Origin of the sequence: Bacillus sp. FSL R7-0166 (assembly GCF_038008935.1) — a bacterium.
Lineage (GTDB): Bacteria > Bacillota > Bacilli > Bacillales > Bacillaceae > Bacillus > Bacillus altitudinis.
Genome location: NZ_JBBPAC010000001.1, coordinates 3,519,290 through 3,536,796 on the forward strand (window position 1 = coordinate 3,519,290; position 17,507 = coordinate 3,536,796).

A 17,507-nucleotide genomic window follows, 5' to 3' on the forward strand; every position below is an offset into this window, starting at 1 on the left:
TACAGATGCATATAACATGAAGGAGATGACCGAGCTTTGAATACAATAGAGCAGGTAAGATTAGGTGTAACAGAATTACATGTGTCCAGCTTTGAGCGTTCTTTGCCTTTTTATACAGACATTTTAGGTTTTACTTTATTAGAACAGACGGATTCTACTGTCACGCTTGGCAGCAACGCAAAGGAACCAATCCTTGTGCTGAAAGAAGATGTGCAGCTGAAAGAGAAGCCGGATCATGAGCCAGGACTTTATCATTTTGCGGTTTTATTACCTACCAGAAAAAACCTGGGCACATGGCTGGCGCATGTGATCAAAAAAGGCTATCCTTTAATTGGAGCAAGCGATCACTTTTTCAGTGAAGCCATTTATTTAAGTGATCCAGATGGCATCGGCGTTGAGATTTATGCTGATCGTCCTCAGGACATATGGGTAGGTGAGCATGGAGAGCTGAAAGGTGGCGGAAATGCCCCGCTTGATGGAGATGGTCTCCTGCAAGAAGCCGCTGATTCCACCTGGGAAGGACTCCCGGCTGGTACAATCATGGGACACTTGCATTTCCATCTCAACCCAGAAGAAGCCGATTCCTTTTATGTGAACACGCTCGGTTTTCATATCCGAATGGCTCCCCCAGCCAGCTTATTCGTTGCTGGTGGCGTCTATCATCACCACCTTGCCTTTAATGCATGGGGACGCGGGAGAAAAGGAGCCATTGATCCACGTTTTTCAGGAATTAGAAGCTATACACTGGTTTTCCCAAAAGAAGACGATAGAACATCCGTCGTCGAACGTCTGACAAAAGCAGGTGTTCACATGAACACGACAGGAAAAAGCAACGAATTTATTGATCCATTTGGCGTTCTCGTTCGTTTACAGATTGAAGAAACAGACAAAAAAGAAGGTGTAGAATATGGACAAACACACAGAGGTTAAAACAGCTATTTTAAAAGATAAAATCAAACGAGTACAGCAAGAAGACGGATTTATATATATCACTGGACCTATTAAACTGCCAGTGAATTTAGACGGTAGAACGGTCATGTTTAACTGGTATTCATGGTTAAAAGACGATGGGAAAGAACCATTATCAGATGAAGCTTTAATCGAAAGCCTTTCCTCCCGTGAGCTTGCAGATCACCAGCAATCAAGTGTCCTTGTTTACGGAGATTTCGAACATGCGGATGAAGCGCTGATCCGCATGCATTCCATCTGCCACACCGGCGATATTTTCGGAAGCAAACGCTGTGATTGTGGGTTCCAATTGAAACAGTCTATGCGAATGATTGAGGACAATGGAGCAGGCGCACTGTTTTATTTAGCCAACCATGAAGGACGCGGGATCGGTCTTTTCAGTAAAGCCATGGCCTACATCTTGCAAGAAAACGGCTACGATACAGTAGAAGCAAACGAAGCACTAGGCTTTGAAGATGATACACGTCAATATGAAGAAGCGATTGCTGTTCTTCAAACATTGCGTACAAAGCCAGTCAGACTCATCACAAATAATCCGAAAAAGACGGATGCCATCAGCCATGCAGGCCTTTCTCTTTCTGGACGGATTCCACTTTGGGGCGATGTCTCTGAGTTCAATGAGAAATACTTGCAGACAAAAATTAACCGCTCAGGCCATATGAAGGCGGATCAAGAGGTGCGTACGATTGCCACATCATGAGCGATATATGAAACTAGCCCTTGAAAATGCCGAAGCAATGAAAGGTCAGACATCTCCCAATCCGCTCGTCGGGGCTGTGATTGTGCGAGAAAATGAAATTGTTGGGGTCGGGGCGCATATGAAGGCCGGCGAACCACATGCAGAAATTCATGCACTTAAAATGGCTGGAGACAAGGCAAAAGGTGCCACGATCTATGTAACACTAGAGCCTTGTTCCCACCATGGCCGCACAGGCCCATGCGCTGAAGCACTTGTGAAAGCTGGCGTAGAAAAAGTTGTCGTTGCTGCACTGGATCCGAACCCGCTTGTTGCCGGGCGCGGGATTGCCATTTTACAAGATGCAGGCATTCAAGTCATCACAGGCGTCATGGAGCAGGAATCCATTCTCATGAATGAAGTGTTCAACCACTTTATTACGAAAAAAACGCCTTTCGTGACACTCAAAGCAGGCATTACGTTAGACGGAAAAATTGCATCTGCTACGTCTGACAGCAAGTGGATTACATCAGAAACGTCCCGTTATGATGCACATCACATTCGCAGTATCAACGATGCGATCTTGGTCGGTGCGCAAACCGTCATTCACGACGATCCTTCATTAACAGCACGCATTCCAAACGGTCATCATCCGATTCGAATTGTCTTAGACTCTAAACTGTCTATCCCGCTGACAGCAAAGGTGGTCACAGATCAGATGGCACCAACATGGATTTTCACAACAAAACAAGCCGATGAAGAAAAACGAGCCGCTTTAGAAGCAGCTGGCGTCAGTGTCATCATGACGGATAGCGATATCCGGGTGCCCTTACAAGAAGTACTTCAAGTGCTCGGAGAAAGAAATGTCTCCTCCCTGATGATTGAAGGCGGCGGACAAATCAATGCCTCATTTTTGGAGCAGCAGCTTGTCGATAAACTCGTCATCTACATGGCACCTAAGCTCATTGGCGGACGACTCTCTCCTTCTTTTTTCGGAGGCGAAGGCATACGCCTCATGAGTGATGCAATTGAACTGGATCAACTCTCTCTTGAACCGCTGGGAAAAGATATAAAGATAACGGGTTATCCTGTTTATCAATAACATACTTTCATAAAATAAGGATGTCGAGATTTTCTCGACATCCTTATTGGTTCTCACAAGATTTATTTTCTACAGTCTCTCTAAAAATTCAATTCGATTTCCAAATGGATCATCTACATAAAACCTGATGGCTCCATCTAACGGCTGATCTTCCTTTATAAGAATATGATGTTTCATTAATGTCTCTTTTACATTTGATAATTTTTTTACTTGAAAAGCTGGATGAGCTTTTTTCGCTGCTTGAAACTGATCTTCAATGCCAATGTGAAGCTGTTGATTGCCACACTGAAACCAAACACCACCACGTTTTGCTAGGTGAACAGGCTTAGGTATTTCCTTCATTCCTAGAATCTCCCCAAAAAACAAACGTGCCTTCTCTTCACTCCCCTTTGGGGCAGCTAACTGGACATGATCAATTCCAAGAAAATTTGACATCTTTGCTCTCTCCCTTTTCACATCATTAAAAAAACATTATGTGTGACGATCACGTCTGAAGAATATATCTAGATGTGTACTCAAGCCCTATGATGTTGTCGATCCACAAATCATCTCCACGAAACGTGTCGTAAAATGTTTCATGTGAAACATCTGTGATCTAATATTGATCAATTTCCCTCTATCAGCCTGCCAAAGCTTTCGGGTGAAAGTCCCGGTGAAATGCGCAGGCGGTGTAAGGACATCATGCCTTGTTCCTTTTTCGCATGTCCTGGTTCAGTGGTTACAGCCATTTCATATCCTGCTTCCTTCGCCAGCTTCAGCGTGTCTTCGTTATAGCGACCGACCGGATAGCTGACCATGACCGTTTGTTGAGAAAACCGCTGGTCAAAGAATACCTTCGATCCTTTTAATTCTTCTTCCTGCTGCTTCTGTGATAAACGATTGAGCTCTAAATGATGAATGGTGTGACTCTCTATTGAAATACCATGCGCCACCATATCATCCATTTGGGCATCGGTTAAATGATGCGGGCGGCCGATGGACTGCTCGATCATAAAAATCGTGGCTTTCATTCCATATTCCTTTAAAATCGGAAATGCCTTTGTGTAGTTATCCGTATATCCATCGTCAAATGTGATAAGAACATACTTTTCACTTGGTGTCGAATTGGTCGCGAGAACTTGATATGCCTCTTTCGGCGACAGCGTGACATAGCCGTTGTCTTTCAGCCATTTCATATGAGCCGCAAATTCGCTTTTTGGCACACGTAACGAATTACCGCTGGAAATACTGTGATACATCAAGATTGGAAGTGCAACGGGTTCCTTTTGCTGAATCCAGTTTTGTTTGTCTATCTCTGCCGCTTCAATTTGGTGCGTTTCTGTTGTTTCTTTCGTTTGTACTTGACCCTTTACCTCTTTGATGGCTTGCTGGTTTCCTTCTGTTTGCTGTTTCGTACCCATACAGCCCGAAATGAGCAGCATGACTAGACCAACTGCAAGCCACATACATGTTTTTTTCATTCACCAATCCTGCTTTCTCTTTATCTACCGAATGATTATAACAGAAATTGGTTAATAACTGATATCTATTTTGACAGGGTATTCATTTTTTTACACATTTCGATCATTTCAATGGCAAGCAGATGGATGGTCTCTGTTGTGAGCATTTGGTCTTCTGCATGTATGAGCAGTAAAGAAAAGGGAAGCTGTTCCCCTGCCGCCTCTTTTTGTATCAGCGACAAGTGCAGGTCATGGATGCTTCGAAACGCTTCCTCCCCTTTTTCAATCAACTGCTGCGCTGCTTCAAAGTCATCCGCTCTTGCTAGACGAATGGCTTCTACATAATGGCTTCGTGCCTCACCTGCATGGGCAATGATTTGAAAGGCTGCTCCCTGCATTTCCTCTAATACCGTCATCTGCTTCTCCTCCGATTGCTCAAGATTCATTTGCTAGTTTCAGTGCATGTTCTAGAATTTTTTCTCCATTCGCTGTTCCATATAATCTTACATTTACCACATCGACAGGTATATGATAAGGTGCCGCTGTTTTTTCTGCTGCCTTTCTCATAAAGCTAACTTGCGGCCCTAGCAAAATGACCTTTACATCGTCCCCATGCTCTTCTAATTCGTCCGCAATGGCCCCTTCAGGTATCGCATAAATTTCATAATCCAGCCCTTTTCCTTCTGCGGCTGCCTTCATTTTAGATACCACAATCGACGTCGACATTCCTGCTGCACAAGCGAGAATGATTCGCTTCATATCCCATCACTCCTATTGATAAATGACATCTGGTTCATCCCTTAATTTCCTCGTTTGGATTAATGTTTTGAACCAGTACCCTGACGCTTTCATCTGACGATTCCGTTCATTCTCCAGTTGGATCTCTACTAATCCGTAGCGATTCTTGAATGCATTCATCGGCGAGACATTATCCGTAAAAGCCCAGAGCATATATCCCTTACAGTTTGAACCTTCTTTTTTCGCTTGGAGGGCTTTTTTCAAATGCTGGCTGATAAATGAAATTCGGTACTGATCATCAATGATGCCATCTTCGTTTTTAAACCGCTCTTCCTGCTCGACCCCCATACCGTTTTCAGCCACAAACCACTCGATATTGCCGTATTCTTCTTTTATTCTCATGCCCATATCATAGACGATATTCGGATAGATTTCCCAGCCTCTGAATGGATTCATTTTTCTCCCTGGGAGCTCAAATAGATCGTAATAATAAGATGGATGAAACGGTGTATTTTCGTTCCAAGCCTTGCTAGGTGCCTTAACGCGATGCGGATAGTATAAATTAAGACCGACCACATCGACTGTATGATCTTTAATGATCTGAAGCTCTTCTACCGTTGCATCGAAAAGAATGTCATGCTTTTTCAATACATCAAGCAGTTCTTCTGGATACTCGCCTTTAATGGAGGGATCTAAGAACACGCGATTAAAAAACAAGTCATACATGCGGGCAGCTTCTTGATCATGCGAGGCAGTCGATCTCGCATACGTCACTTCTGGATTGAGAATGACCCCGATTTTTGCACCGGCTGATTCCTTCAAGCCCATTTCCTGAAAAAGCTTCACCACTTTTGATGTCGCCAAGGCTTTATGATAGTTCCACTGCATCCATTTCTTCGTATTTTGCTCGAAAGGATAACGAATAGCATCTAGATACACACGAGTCTGAACAACAATTGGTTCATTAAAGGTAAACCAATGTTTGACCCGGTCTCCATAGCGTTCAAACACCTTTTCTGCATAGAGAACAAACAGCTCGACAACATGTTTAGATGACCAGCCGCCGTACTTTTCAAGCAAAACGGCAGGAAGCTCATAATGCTCTAAGCAAAACATTGGCTCTACACCTGCTTCAAGTAATTCATTGATGAAATCATCAATATAACGAGCATAGGTCTCATCTACAATTCCATTCTCGTAATCGATGAGAAACCTCGACCAATTGATCGATGTCCGGTAATGAGATAACCCAATTTCCTTCATAAGGGCTACATCTTCAGGATAGCGCTCGTAAAAATTCGTTGCTCCTGCTGGTCCGTATCCTTCGTGCCATACGTGATACCCCTCCTTATACCAAAGGTCTATATACGAATCCTGATGCGGTTTCTTCCCTTTCCAACCCTCCGTCTGCCAAGCAGAAGCCGCAGCACCTAGAATAAAGTCATTGGGTATGTCGATTTTGTTCATGTTGCCACCTGACCTTTCTTCGTGTGAATTTGAAGTCCTTCCCACATCCCTTGTAAATACATAGCTCCAAGTGCTCGGTCGTATAATCCATAGCCAGGTCTGCCCGTCTCACCAAAGATCATTCGTCCATGATCTGGCCGAACATATCCAGCAAATCCTTCCTTAAACAATGCGTTCACAATCGCTCCCATATCGAGGCTACCTGCTGACGACAGGTGTGCCGACTCTTCAAAATCACCGTTTTCATACAAATTGACATTGCGTAAATGAGCAAAGTGTATACGCCCTTTTTTGGCATACTTTCTCGCAAGTGAAGGAACATCATTTTTAGCATTACAGCCTAGGGAACCGGAACAAAAGGTCAGTCCATGCTGTGAGCGTTCATCGAGCTGAAGGATACGATCTATTTGTTCTTCACAACTGACAATGCGGGGCAGACCAAATATGTTCCAAGGAGGGTCATCTGGATGCAGTGCCATGTTCATGTTCTCTTCCGCTGCAACTGGAAGGATATTTCCCAAGAAATAGTCTAGGTTCTCAAACAACCCTTCCGCACCCAATGCCCTGTATGCAGCCATCAACTTTCTCATTTCTTCCTGCGTATAAGACGTATCCCATCCTGGTAAGGAAAGTCGATCTTTTTCTATATCCATCTGTTCAAGCTGATGCTGAAAATAAACAAGGGTCGTCGATTGATCAGCTAGTGGGAAATCGAGCTGTGTTCGTGTCCAATCAAGGACTGGCATGAAGTTATAACAAATGACCTTCACACCATGCCTTGCTAATCTCCGGATATTTTCTTGATAATGCTCGATATAAACATCTCGGCTAGGCTTTCCCAGCTTAATATCTTCATGGACCGGGAGACTTTCTACGACTTCAAAAGCAAGATCATGGCGTTCGATTTCCGCTTTTAAATGAGCAATACTTTCCTCCGGCCACAGATCACCAGCCGGCACATCATAGACTGCACTGACAATCCCTTTCATGCCGGGAATTTGCCGAATATATGAAAGGGAGACAGGATCTTCTTTGCCATACCATCTAAATTGCATGTTCATTCATGAGCCCTCCTTCTATTCTGAATCAGGTGCTGATTCTGGCTTCCGGTTGGATAAGAGGACAAAAGGTAAATAGATGAAAACAGCGACAACAATACAGATAAGCTGTGTGATGACAGCCCCCATACTGCCAGCGGTAGACAGCCAAGCATTCACAATCGGAGGTGTCGTCCACGGCACCATCACCACCGCTTTCCCGGCAAAACCTGTAGCGGTTGCGATATAACCAATCGTACCTGTCACGAGTGGTGTAACGATAAACGGAATTGCCATCACAGGGTTCAACATGACAGGTAATCCGAAAATAACTGGTTCATTGATGTTAAACAGTCCAGGTCCTGATGAAAGCTTGGCAATGCTACGCATCTCTTCCCTTCTACCCGCTATAAAAATGGCGATCAACAGACCAATCGTCACACCCGAACCACCAATGCTCATATACACATCCCAAAATGGCATCGTGATAATATTTGGAATCTCTTTGCCCTCTTGAAATGCTGTCATATTCACTGCAATTGATCCTAATAAGAGCGGCTCGCGAATCGGTTTAATCATTTGGTTGCCATGAATACCGATCACCCAGAAAAATTGAGCCACAAACATTAACGTTAAAATACCAGGCAGTCCCTGCACAACACTTTCAAGCGGACGCTGCACGACGTTATACACCGCTTCATGCAAATAAATGCCTGTCAGACGGTGAAACGCAAATCCGAATGAACTAATGATTGTAATCGTAATAATTGATGGGAAAAGTGAAGAAAAAGATGTCGCCACATTTGATGGAACAGAATCTGGCATCTTAATTTGCAGCCACTTCACCTCGGTAAGCTTACAAAAGATCTCTACAGAGACGATGGCAATGATCATACCCAAAAATAAGCTTTTTGGATCGGAGAATTGCCTCGCCAACACATCGACAACCTCACGCATTGATCCATCGACTTCAAGAAGAAGTGTCGTCGGAATAACGGATATAAATGAAATCAATGCCATTAATCCTGGGAACAATGATTTGTGTCCATTGATTTTCCCGAGCTCAATCCCGATAAGGAACACAGCCCCGATCGTTAAAAAGTTCAGCGTGGCATAATTGATTGCCTTCATAATTGGCTGAAGCTCTGCTAAAAACCTGAATATCTCAAAATGGGCAAGCCCCGTTTCCGGGCTCATGATCATATTTGCGACCAGTACAGCAAATGCCCCCGTAATGATAATTGGCATTAATGTGACAAATGCTTGCTTAATCGCCATAATATATTTCTGATTTGTAATACGATAAGCGACATGTCCCATGACGTCGGCCGCTCTCTCTTTAAAGCTCATGATCCGTCTCCCCCTTTACAAAAACTCGTGATCATCCTCCTTTTTGATGTTATTTTAAAAGCGCTTTCATTAACATCCAATCTTTTTCCTCACAGATGCGGAAATGGGTGTCTTTTTTTTCATCTGGCTGTTCCAACACGTGCAGCGCCGCCGTCAGTTCTTCAAATGAAGCAGCTTTGATGATTTGCTCCACCACTTCCTTCTGCTCTGTCAAACGCACAAGAAATTGATAAAGTGACTGCAATTCTTTCTGATACGTCTTCTGTATACTTAACAAACAGACGACCTGTACCCGATCGTCGCCCCACAGCACTGGTTTCCTCAACGTACAGATCGCACAAAACGTATCATCTGTTGCCGGTTTGATTGGGTGAGGGATCGCGACCAAATGACCGAACGACGTAGGCGACACTTCCTCTCTTTCCAACAATAGCTGTTCAAAATCATCCGGGATTCGGTTTTGTTCCTGCAATACAGTCACGAAAAATTGAAGAACCTCTTCCCTTGTTTGTAGATCTTGCTGAAAAAAAGTCATCTTCGGACTGATATATCGCAAGACCCCCATTTCTTGTGACCCCTGCACAAATCGTTTCAGCCTCGACATATCATCTTCACTGAGGATCGTATGTACATCAATCACTGGCACGGGTAGTGTGTTCTGAAGAGGGATGGTACTAATAATGAAATCGATACTTCTCAAGTCATACGACAAAAGGTCACTGACACTTGCAGTTCCAGCAATCTCTAGCCTTTCGCTAAAGGCGGCCTTCAGCTTATGGAGAAGAAGCTGACTGCTCGCGACACCCGTTGCGCACACAATCAAGCATTTTTTCCTCACAGTCTGAGTTTTTGTCCGCTCTATGGCAGCACCAATATGCAGCGCCAAATATCCGATTTCATCTTCATGAATCTCTACATTCTCTTTTTCCTTCAGCCATCTTCCCATATAGACACCTGCTTCAAAAGCAATCGGATAATGCCTTTTTATGTCTGATAAATAGGGGTTACGGATGTTCATATCATATCGGAACCGATGAATCGCTGATCTCAGGTGAAGACTTAGTCCCACAATCAATTCCTTGTCTGTCTGAATATCAAGTGACATGTGCTCTTCGACATAACCAAGTAATTGATGAGTTAAACGGAAATGCTCTTCATCAAGCATGTGAAATAGCGTGTGTCCCGTTTCTCCATACGCCATCATTTTTGCCCCCATTAAATGAATCGCAATATAGGCCATTTCAGATAATGGAAAATCTATACCGAGTACGTGACGCATATCTTCTGCCATTTGCCTCGCCACTTGAAAAGCGGGCTGTGTTTGAATATCTTTGAGTTCTCCTTCCGGCATCATCACCAATTTTTTCTCTTCAATTCGTTTGCACGCAATGGCGATATGTGTCACTAAGTTGCTTAAACCGATCTCTGAGACATGAAGGCCGCTTGCCTTTGTACGTGAACGCACCATATCTTGAATCAATTGATACGTTTCTTCAGGTAAAAGGGCAGGGTTCGGATGCTCTTGCTGAAACACATGCTCAGCTAGACAATACCTTAATTTCATTTCATCTCCACTCAGCCTCAGTCCATATTTAGGTCGGTGTGCAACAGAAAGTCCATGTAAAGAAAATAGATGCTTGACTGCTTTCAGGTCATTTTTCACAGTAGATTCACTCACAAATAATTCCTCGGCCAATTCATCTAATTTCATATAGTCTTCGGACAATAAAAGCCTTCTCAATAAATAAGAGATACGATCCTCCGGCTGATTTGGAATAACTTGATTCTTTTTTTCATTTCTTTCTCTCATTGAGTTTTTCAAAAAAGTACGAAATGCTCCATAATCTTCGACAGTCAATGTATACCCTGCTCCACGTTTCATATGAAGTGTTGCCCCATGTACTTCTAATATTGATTTAAGCGCTTTCATATCTGTTCGAACTGTTCGTGATGTGACGCCTATCAGGCGTGCAATTTCTTCACCTGTCAGCTCCTGCTCTGCCTGCATTAACCGCCTCAACAGCTCCTCCTGACGTAGAGATAACATAGACTCCCCTCCCTTGGTCAATTACTTTTGCCTATCATCATAAACGAAAATAGAACTCTTTGCCCAGTTTTTCTTTCCGACCGGGAACTTTGTTATGGCTCAAACGTATGAATATGAAACAAGAGGAGGGATACATCATGTTTGTTATCATCATCATACTAGCTTCTTTAGGCGCCATTACCGCCCACATGTTTACACCAAAAGATAAGCGTTCATCTTCTAAGCATTCTGCACATCACAGTTCAACAACCAGTAACTATACTGATTCGTATACACATCACGCTTCTGATGCCTCCTGCGGTGGTGATTCAGGTGGTAGCGGCGGATGTGACTAAACCAAAAAAAACAGCCGCTTGTTCAGCCGGCTGTTTCGTTTATTTTATTAAAGAGCTTTCCAGCCCCGTTCAATTAAATGTTTGACATCCTTTGCAAAATCCTCGCCTTTTTCCATCACATCTTGGGCTCTTCCTGCAAAATTACTAGCGACAGCGAGTTCCATTTTTTTTAACTCAAAGTGCATAATTTTTTGGTCTATCTCCGTAATATAGGTTTCATACTCATTGTTCACAATGTCGTGCAGCACGTGATAGGCTTCTTTCCGATGACGGTGAAAGTCCGTTCCTCTCTCACCTTTCCATGACGAATCTAGAGCAGGCTTCTTGATTTCCTTTATGTCAGACTGCGCAAGATCTTGTTCTGTTCGAATATTACTTTTGGCTGTCTTTAACCGAGAGATCATTTCGTCAAATTCTGCACGTTTGTTTTCAATCCCCATATGCAGATGGTGCAGCATCTCGGATAAACTCATGTCATCCACCTCTATTAGACCTCATAAGAAAGCACGGCGTCAGCGTTTTTGAAACCGGGCAGATCATCTGCTTTTTCCAGTCCTGACATTTCTATCGTTCGCTTTCATTAAGTATAGTATAAGGTGAAAAGCCTTAGGCTTAAATAGGGAAAAGGTGTCCTTTTAACATGGTGTTTGGAAGAAAAACGGAATAATCTAAGGTCATAAATCCCGAATTATATATGAGTCTTTACGACTATATTTTACATCGTACTCAGCTACGCTATCAATAAAACGATTGGGGCTTATGATTTTGCCGCAATCGCTTCATCCTGTTCTTTTAGCGTCTTCACATTTGAGCGTGTATCCTGAACGTTTTTGATTAAGGCTTCTTTAAAGCTTGAGACCATTTCGCCCACCTCTGCTTCACGTGCCGTCCATTTGGTTACAAATTCAAGGCTGTTTTCACCAGCTTTATCTGCTGCTTTTTTCATTGTTAAAGCTTCAACTGCTTGGGAGACTTCATCTAGTTTATCCATCACTGTTTGGTAGTTTAACTTAATTTGTCCCATTATGATATCCTCCAGATTGGTTCAGCATGAAGCTCGCTTACAAGCTGCTCCATGCTTTTGAGATCAAGCGTTTTGCGTCTTCTACTGCGTCTTCTCCTTTTTCAGCCAAACGTGCGGCATCTCCAGCTAAAGAGCTGGCAAAGGATAAGGCAGCCTGCTCTGCTTCTAGTGTACTGATTTTGAATTCGATTCGGCTCACGTAGCGTGGATATTTATCGCTTACGATCGTTTGCAGCGCATCATGCGCTTCATTTCGTTCTGATTTGAAATCTTGGCTCCGCTCCCCTTTCCAAGAGGCCCCAAGCTTTGGCTGCTTGATTTGTTTTAGGTCTGTTTCTGCGGCATCTTGTTCACGTTCAATCTTACTTTTTGCCTTTTTGAGTCGAGCAATTTTCTCTTCGATCTCTGCCTTTTTATTTGAAATGCCACCGTTAAGGGCAGACAGCATATCCGATAAGCTCATATGGGTTCCTCCTCCTGTCAAAAATAAAAACGCTGCTTAGAGTCCCTCTAAACGAGCGTAATGGTGAATCGCACTTTTTCCAATATTGTTATTATAAGGTTCAAAGACTCATGTTTGAATAGGGATTTGTGCCCTTTTTATGGTATAAATATGCTTTCAATCTGCTTCACACCACACCTTAAGCCCTCTTTTATAGGGGGTCAAAATACACAACCACCCTTCTGGAAACACACATAGTCTTACGGTCCTAGGACAAACAAAAGCCGCCCGGGGGAGGGGCGGCTTTTGCAGTGGCTTATGATGCCGATTCTTCTGAGTCTTGTTGATTTTTCACGTACCAAATGAATTTCCCTGTATATCCGTAGATGATGGCAAGACCAATGGCAACAAAGCTCAGCCACATAAATGGTAAATAAGAGAATGTCGAGACGCCTAGAATCCCTGCCATGTAAATTCCGTTATCTGACCATGGAACCATACCAGACGTAAGTGTTCCACCAACCTCAGAGTTTCTAGATAACACACGTCTGTCTAATTTTAATTTGTCATAGCTTTTTTCCATGATTTTTGGTGTAAGAATTAATGAGACATACATTGCACAACCAAAGATATTCGCAAAGAATGCTACTACAAGTGTAGACAGTGTCACATTTCCTGCATTGTGCAATTTTTTCTCGAATGTTGCGACGATCACTTTTAACACGCCTAAGTATTCAAGAACTCCACCAAAACCAAGTCCAAGAATAATGACCACTAGAGATCCTAACATATTGACAATACCGCCACGGTTCAACAGTGTATTTAAGAAATCTACATCTGAATTAATAGAGAAGCCGTTATAAGCTGTACCAAGCGCATCAGCTGGGTTCATCCCTTGGAATGCCATCGCCCAGACTGCCCCAAGCAGTGCACCAATTGCGATAACAGGCATTGACGGTTTTTTCAATACAAGTAATAGGACAACAATGACTGCCGGAATGATCATCCAAATATTAATCGTGAATGTATCCTGCAATGCTTGTTTCAAAAACTCTACTTTATCTTGATCAATATTTCTTCCACCATACATAAATCCAGTAATTGTAAACATAATAGCCGTAATAACAAAGGCCGGTATGGATAAAACCATCATGGCTCTTACATGCGCCAGCACGTCCACTTTTGAAAGAGAGGAAGCGAGCACAGTACTATCAGATAGAGGAGATAATTTATCACCAAAATAAGCGCCAGATAAAACAGCCCCAGCTACGATCGGTAATGGGATACCCAATCCTTCACCAATCGCAATCATCGCAATACCTGCCGTTCCAACTGTACCCCAAGACGTACCAGTAGCAACAGACATAATAGAACAGATAATCAGTGTAGCTAATAAGAAGATATTAGGATGAATAAATTCCAGTCCGTAATAAATTAACGTGGGTACAACACCGCCAGCAATCCATGTACCAACAAGTGCACCTACTGCAATTAAGATTAAAACAGCCTCTAATCCATTTGATATCCCTTTTGTGATCGCATTTTGAAGGTCTTTGTACGAATGCCCTAAACGAATTCCTAAAGCAATAACCATAAACCATGAGATGAACAATGCTAGCTGAATATCTAGTTTGAAGTAAAGAGTGAATGATAAAACAATTGCTAAAAATAAGCCAAGTACAGACACGACTTCTAAAATAGACGGTAGACGTGGTGTTTTCATTTTGTTTCCTCCCTTTGTGCGTGCGTTAAGCGTTTTCAAAATATTGTGAAAAAAGTGTGTCAATTCGAAAGAAAGTGAATTGCCTGTTTTTCTCTATTTCACAGGCAATTCCACATATTAATAAAATAAAATTTTTGATATTATTATCGCTCTAGGAGCTCTGCACCCGCAATGCCAGGCTTTGTCATCTCGTAAGGATTCAAAATAATATCAAGTTCTTCTTCTGTTAACACATCATTTTGCAGGCAAAGATCTCTGATTGATTGTCCTGTTAAAATGGCTTCCCTTGCGATTCTAGCCGCGGCTTCATAGCCTAAGTGAGGGTTTACCGCAGTAATGACACCTGCACTTTTTTCGACATATTCTTTCAAACGTTTTTCATTTGCTTCGATGTCCGCTAAACAGTGATCTGTGAATGAGCGGAATCCGTTATTCATTATACTAATAGATTGAAGCAAGTTAAAGACCAGAACAGGCTCCATCACATTTAACTCAAGCTGGCCTGCTTCAGAAGCAAGACAGATGGTGTGGTCGTTCCCAATGACCTGGAATGCGATTTGGTTAATGAGCTCTGCCATGACTGGATTGACTTTCCCAGGCATAATGGATGATCCCGGCTGACGGGCTGGCAATGCAATCTCAGCAAGACCTGCACGTGGCCCAGATGCCATTAAGCGAAGGTCATTCGCAATTTTAGACATGTTCATCATGCATACTTTTAAGGCAGCAGATACTTCTGTGTATGCATCTGTATTTTGCGTCGCATCGACGAGGTGCTCTGCGCCTACTAATGGCAGTCCAGAAATATCAGCAAGCTTTTTCACTACGATTTCGATGTAGCGAGGATCTGCATTGAGGCCTGTTCCAACAGCGGTCGCACCCATATTCACTTCATATAAATGCTGTTTTGATTGGTTGATTCGTTTAATATCACGACTGAGCACACGGCTGTATGCTTCAAACTCTTGTCCTAAACGGATCGGAACAGCGTCTTGTAAATGAGTACGCCCCATTTTGATGACATGATCGAATTCTTTTGCTTTCTTTTGAAATACGTCATGCATGGCCTGCATCGTCTCAAGTAAAATGTCTAACTGCTTGAGCACTGCAATATGGATCGCCGTTGGGAACGAATCATTTGTCGATTGTGACATGTTCACATGTGTGTTTGGACTTAAATGAAGGTAATCACCTTTTTGATGTCCCATGATCTCGAGGGCTCTGTTTCCAATGACCTCATTGGCATTCATATTCATAGACGTTCCTGCGCCGCCTTGAATCGGGTCTACGATGAAATATTCATGGAATTTGCCTTCAATCACTTCATCTGAAGCTTGAACGATCGCATTTCCAATTCCTTCATATAAACGTCCGACTTCCATATTGGCTTGAGCTGCTGCTTTTTTGACAATGGCAAATGCTCGAATGAGTTCTTCATGCATGCGATATCCTGTAATTGGGAAATTCTCTTTTGCACGAAGCGTTTGAACACCATAATACACGTCTGCGGGAATTTCTTTTTCACCTAGAAAATCCTTCTCGTAACGATAAGTTGCTTGAACCATCTCGTATGACCTGCTTTCTATAGAATAGTTAAATCACTAAATCTTCTGCGATTGGCGTTTCCATAATCTTTTTCACTTCTCGTGGATCTGTTGTTTTACCTAATGCCCACATGAGCTTTGGCACGATGGCTTCTGTGTTCATGTTTCTTGAACGAGCAACCAGTTCTTGATTGATTTTACGTCCTACTTCATACACACTCATGTCTTCTCCTTCTTCGAGACACTGAGTGGTGATCACAACAGAAATGCCTTCTTCCAGCAATTCGTTGATTTTTTCTAAAAGATTTCTTCCTTCGAAAGGAATTCCGCCGCTGCCGTAGCTTTCAATAACGACCCCTTTGTACAACCCTTTGATTGAATCTAAAAACTCAGGCTTCAGTCCTGGATGCAATTTTAATAAACAAACGTCTGTGTTCAAGGATGCATCTAATTTAAGCGGTTTCATTGATGATCTTTTTACTTTGCTATTGTATTCAATTTGATGATTTTCAATCGATGCAATATATGGGTAGTTAATACTTTCAAATGCATCGTAGCTTTTCGTTCTTAGTTTGATTGCGCGAGTTCCTTGAATGACTCTGCCATCAAACACGACGTATACGCCGCCAACACCGTCACATGCAAAACGAATCGCATCTGTAATGTTTTTCTTCGCATCTGTTTTCTTAAACGTAATTGGAATTTGTGACCCTGTAATGACAATTGGCTTATCAGGATTTTGCAGCATATACGATAGTGCTGCTGATGTATAGGCCATTGTGTCCGTACCATGCGTGACGACAAATCCGTCATATTGATCATAATTTTCATAAATGGCTGTTGCGATATCAACCCAGTATTCAGGCTGCATATTGGTACTATCTATACTCATTAGGGACTTTGTGTCCATTGTGTAGTCTGCATTAATTTCGTTTAAATAGCTTAAAAGGTCCTCAGCTTTAACACCTGGAGCTAAACCATTTTCACTTTCTACAGATGCAATCGTCCCACCAGTGGTTAAAAGCAATAATTTCTTCAACAGGTCCACCTCTTTCAATAAAATTACTTCGTTTGTCACACATATTATAAGCCAGCTTGTGCTATTCTATAATATACGCTTTACGCGTACCTTCATTGCCATTATAGTCACATAACGCGAATTAATCAAGAAATTATTACGCATAACGCGTACACTCTTTGTCAAAATATGATATACTGTTGTTGTATATAAAGGAGCGTTCATGTATGATACTCGATCGTTTAACCACCCTTAGAAAAAAGAAAAAATGGTCTCTCCAGCATACGGCAGATCGCCTAGGTATCGCCAAAAGCACCTATGCCGGTTACGAATCTGGGTACCGACGACCTTCGCTTGAAGCAGTGAAACTGCTGGCTGATTTGTATGATACGTCCATTGATTTTTTACTTGGTAGAACGGACGAGCCAGAGATACAACGCAAAATCTCTGATATCAAAATTGAGCTGACGGAAGCAAAAGAAGGAACCATCCATGTAGACGGCGTTCCACTAACAGATGAAGAAATTAAACAGCTTGTTGCCTTTATTCGGGCGAAAAACACTCTGAAAGTATAAACAACACAAAAAAGAGAGGTC

At 42.6% G+C, this 17,507-nt stretch carries 19 protein-coding genes; 5 read left to right on the forward strand and 14 right to left on the reverse strand.

The annotated features are described in order from the left end of the window. Positions 1-36: 36 nt before the first annotated feature. The 3 genes from NST01_RS18300 to ribD are packed head-to-tail and all read left to right on the forward strand — an operon-like array spanning position 37 to position 2,747. Positions 37-930, forward strand: a complete 894-nt coding sequence (locus tag NST01_RS18300; protein WP_017358676.1) for a VOC family protein — start codon at positions 37-39, stop codon at positions 928-930. Next, a complete protein-coding gene (locus NST01_RS18305) occupies positions 908-1,669 on the forward strand; it encodes a GTP cyclohydrolase II (protein ID WP_008345606.1) in 762 nt (253 codons plus the stop codon). Before NST01_RS18300 ends, NST01_RS18305 begins: the two co-directional genes overlap by 23 nt. Further along, a complete protein-coding gene (gene ribD / locus NST01_RS18310) occupies positions 1,656-2,747 on the forward strand; it encodes a bifunctional diaminohydroxyphosphoribosylaminopyrimidine deaminase/5-amino-6-(5-phosphoribosylamino)uracil reductase RibD (protein ID WP_007497931.1) in 1,092 nt (363 codons plus the stop codon). The genes NST01_RS18305 and ribD overlap by 14 nt, the downstream gene beginning before the upstream one ends. Before the next feature lie 69 nt (positions 2,748-2,816). Here the strand turns inward: ribD and NST01_RS18315 are convergent, their stop codons facing one another. The 8 genes from NST01_RS18315 to NST01_RS18350 all read right to left on the reverse strand — a co-directional run bounded on the left by NST01_RS18315 (position 2,817) and on the right by NST01_RS18350 (position 10,825). Continuing rightward, positions 2,817-3,182 (reverse strand): VOC family protein, encoded by a 366-nt coding sequence (locus NST01_RS18315; RefSeq protein WP_017368328.1) that lies wholly within the window; start codon positions 3,180-3,182, stop codon positions 2,817-2,819. A gap of 170 nt (positions 3,183-3,352) precedes the next feature. After that, positions 3,353-4,207, reverse strand: coding sequence for a polysaccharide deacetylase family protein (locus tag NST01_RS18320; protein ID WP_017368329.1), 855 nt, complete (start codon positions 4,205-4,207; stop codon positions 3,353-3,355). Positions 4,208-4,272: 65 nt separating this feature from the next. Further along, positions 4,273-4,602, reverse strand: coding sequence for a PTS lactose/cellobiose transporter subunit IIA (locus NST01_RS18325; RefSeq protein WP_008345614.1), 330 nt, complete (start codon positions 4,600-4,602; stop codon positions 4,273-4,275). A gap of 19 nt (positions 4,603-4,621) precedes the next feature. Next, positions 4,622-4,945, reverse strand: coding sequence for a PTS sugar transporter subunit IIB (locus NST01_RS18330; protein WP_008345616.1), 324 nt, complete (start codon positions 4,943-4,945; stop codon positions 4,622-4,624). 12 nt (positions 4,946-4,957) lie between these two features. Continuing rightward, on the reverse strand, positions 4,958-6,391 hold the full coding sequence (locus NST01_RS18335; protein WP_341042358.1) for a glycoside hydrolase family 1 protein: 1,434 nt from the start codon (positions 6,389-6,391) through the stop codon (positions 4,958-4,960). Beyond that, on the reverse strand, positions 6,388-7,452 hold the full coding sequence (uxuA, locus tag NST01_RS18340) for a mannonate dehydratase (RefSeq protein WP_079919719.1): 1,065 nt from the start codon (positions 7,450-7,452) through the stop codon (positions 6,388-6,390). The genes NST01_RS18335 and uxuA overlap by 4 nt, the downstream gene beginning before the upstream one ends. 15 nt (positions 7,453-7,467) lie before the next feature. Beyond that, positions 7,468-8,778, reverse strand: coding sequence for a PTS sugar transporter subunit IIC (locus NST01_RS18345; RefSeq protein ID WP_017368333.1), 1,311 nt, complete (start codon positions 8,776-8,778; stop codon positions 7,468-7,470). A gap of 49 nt (positions 8,779-8,827) precedes the next feature. After that, a complete protein-coding gene (locus NST01_RS18350) occupies positions 8,828-10,825 on the reverse strand; it encodes a BglG family transcription antiterminator (protein ID WP_341042361.1) in 1,998 nt (665 codons plus the stop codon). A gap of 137 nt (positions 10,826-10,962) precedes the next feature. On the opposite strand from NST01_RS18350, the gene NST01_RS18355 reads away from it, so the two are divergent. Then, on the forward strand, positions 10,963-11,160 hold the full coding sequence (locus NST01_RS18355; RefSeq protein ID WP_017358669.1) for a hypothetical protein: 198 nt from the start codon (positions 10,963-10,965) through the stop codon (positions 11,158-11,160). Positions 11,161-11,207: 47 nt separating this feature from the next. On the opposite strand, the gene NST01_RS18360 is transcribed toward NST01_RS18355, so the two are convergent. The 6 genes from NST01_RS18360 to NST01_RS18385 form a co-directional block, all read right to left on the reverse strand. Continuing rightward, positions 11,208-11,633 (reverse strand): YwqH-like family protein, encoded by a 426-nt coding sequence (locus NST01_RS18360; protein ID WP_007497950.1) that lies wholly within the window; start codon positions 11,631-11,633, stop codon positions 11,208-11,210. A gap of 284 nt (positions 11,634-11,917) precedes the next feature. Next, complete coding sequence (locus NST01_RS18365) at positions 11,918-12,184, reverse strand: YwqI/YxiC family protein (RefSeq protein ID WP_008345634.1); 267 nt, start codon at positions 12,182-12,184, stop codon at positions 11,918-11,920. A 37-nt stretch (positions 12,185-12,221) separates the two neighbouring features. Beyond that, positions 12,222-12,647, reverse strand: coding sequence for a YwqH-like family protein (locus tag NST01_RS18370; RefSeq protein WP_017358667.1), 426 nt, complete (start codon positions 12,645-12,647; stop codon positions 12,222-12,224). A gap of 295 nt (positions 12,648-12,942) precedes the next feature. Beyond that, complete coding sequence (gene nhaC, locus NST01_RS18375; RefSeq protein WP_017358666.1) at positions 12,943-14,349, reverse strand: Na+/H+ antiporter NhaC; 1,407 nt, start codon at positions 14,347-14,349, stop codon at positions 12,943-12,945. Between the two features lie 143 nt (positions 14,350-14,492). Next, complete coding sequence (aspA, locus tag NST01_RS18380; RefSeq protein WP_048001178.1) at positions 14,493-15,914, reverse strand: aspartate ammonia-lyase; 1,422 nt, start codon at positions 15,912-15,914, stop codon at positions 14,493-14,495. Between the two features lie 28 nt (positions 15,915-15,942). After that, complete coding sequence (locus tag NST01_RS18385; RefSeq protein WP_017358664.1) at positions 15,943-16,932, reverse strand: asparaginase; 990 nt, start codon at positions 16,930-16,932, stop codon at positions 15,943-15,945. Between the two features lie 206 nt (positions 16,933-17,138). Here NST01_RS18385 and NST01_RS18390 point away from each other — a divergent pair, with 206 nt between their 5' ends. Then, positions 17,139-17,486 (forward strand): helix-turn-helix domain-containing protein, encoded by a 348-nt coding sequence (locus tag NST01_RS18390; RefSeq protein WP_017368336.1) that lies wholly within the window; start codon positions 17,139-17,141, stop codon positions 17,484-17,486. Positions 17,487-17,507 lie beyond the last annotated feature (21 nt).

What these genes read in the sequence shown, in the direction of transcription:
- NST01_RS18315 (WP_017368328.1), bottom strand. Translation starts at nt 3,182, where the DNA reads ATGTCAAATTTTCTTGGAATTGATCATGTCCAGTTAGCTGCCCCAAAG.
- NST01_RS18345 (WP_017368333.1), bottom strand. Translation starts at nt 8,778, where the DNA reads ATGAGCTTTAAAGAGAGAGCGGCCGACGTCATGGGACATGTCGCTTAT.
- NST01_RS18330 (WP_008345616.1), bottom strand. Translation starts at nt 4,945, where the DNA reads ATGAAGCGAATCATTCTCGCTTGTGCAGCAGGAATGTCGACGTCGATT.
- NST01_RS18370 (WP_017358667.1), bottom strand. Translation starts at nt 12,647, where the DNA reads ATGAGCTTATCGGATATGCTGTCTGCCCTTAACGGTGGCATTTCAAAT.
- NST01_RS18325 (WP_008345614.1), bottom strand. Translation starts at nt 4,602, where the DNA reads ATGACGGTATTAGAGGAAATGCAGGGAGCAGCCTTTCAAATCATTGCC.
- NST01_RS18305 (WP_008345606.1), top strand. Translation starts at nt 908, where the DNA reads ATGGACAAACACACAGAGGTTAAAACAGCTATTTTAAAAGATAAAATC.
- NST01_RS18365 (WP_008345634.1), bottom strand. Translation starts at nt 12,184, where the DNA reads ATGGGACAAATTAAGTTAAACTACCAAACAGTGATGGATAAACTAGAT.
- NST01_RS18390 (WP_017368336.1), top strand. Translation starts at nt 17,139, where the DNA reads ATGATACTCGATCGTTTAACCACCCTTAGAAAAAAGAAAAAATGGTCT.
- NST01_RS18360 (WP_007497950.1), bottom strand. Translation starts at nt 11,633, where the DNA reads ATGAGTTTATCCGAGATGCTGCACCATCTGCATATGGGGATTGAAAAC.
- NST01_RS18350 (WP_341042361.1), bottom strand. Translation starts at nt 10,825, where the DNA reads ATGTTATCTCTACGTCAGGAGGAGCTGTTGAGGCGGTTAATGCAGGCA.
- NST01_RS18355 (WP_017358669.1), top strand. Translation starts at nt 10,963, where the DNA reads ATGTTTGTTATCATCATCATACTAGCTTCTTTAGGCGCCATTACCGCC.
- aspA (WP_048001178.1), bottom strand. Translation starts at nt 15,914, where the DNA reads ATGGTTCAAGCAACTTATCGTTACGAGAAGGATTTTCTAGGTGAAAAA.
- nhaC (WP_017358666.1), bottom strand. Translation starts at nt 14,349, where the DNA reads ATGAAAACACCACGTCTACCGTCTATTTTAGAAGTCGTGTCTGTACTT.
- NST01_RS18335 (WP_341042358.1), bottom strand. Translation starts at nt 6,391, where the DNA reads ATGAACAAAATCGACATACCCAATGACTTTATTCTAGGTGCTGCGGCT.
- NST01_RS18320 (WP_017368329.1), bottom strand. Translation starts at nt 4,207, where the DNA reads ATGAAAAAAACATGTATGTGGCTTGCAGTTGGTCTAGTCATGCTGCTC.
- uxuA (WP_079919719.1), bottom strand. Translation starts at nt 7,452, where the DNA reads ATGAACATGCAATTTAGATGGTATGGCAAAGAAGATCCTGTCTCCCTT.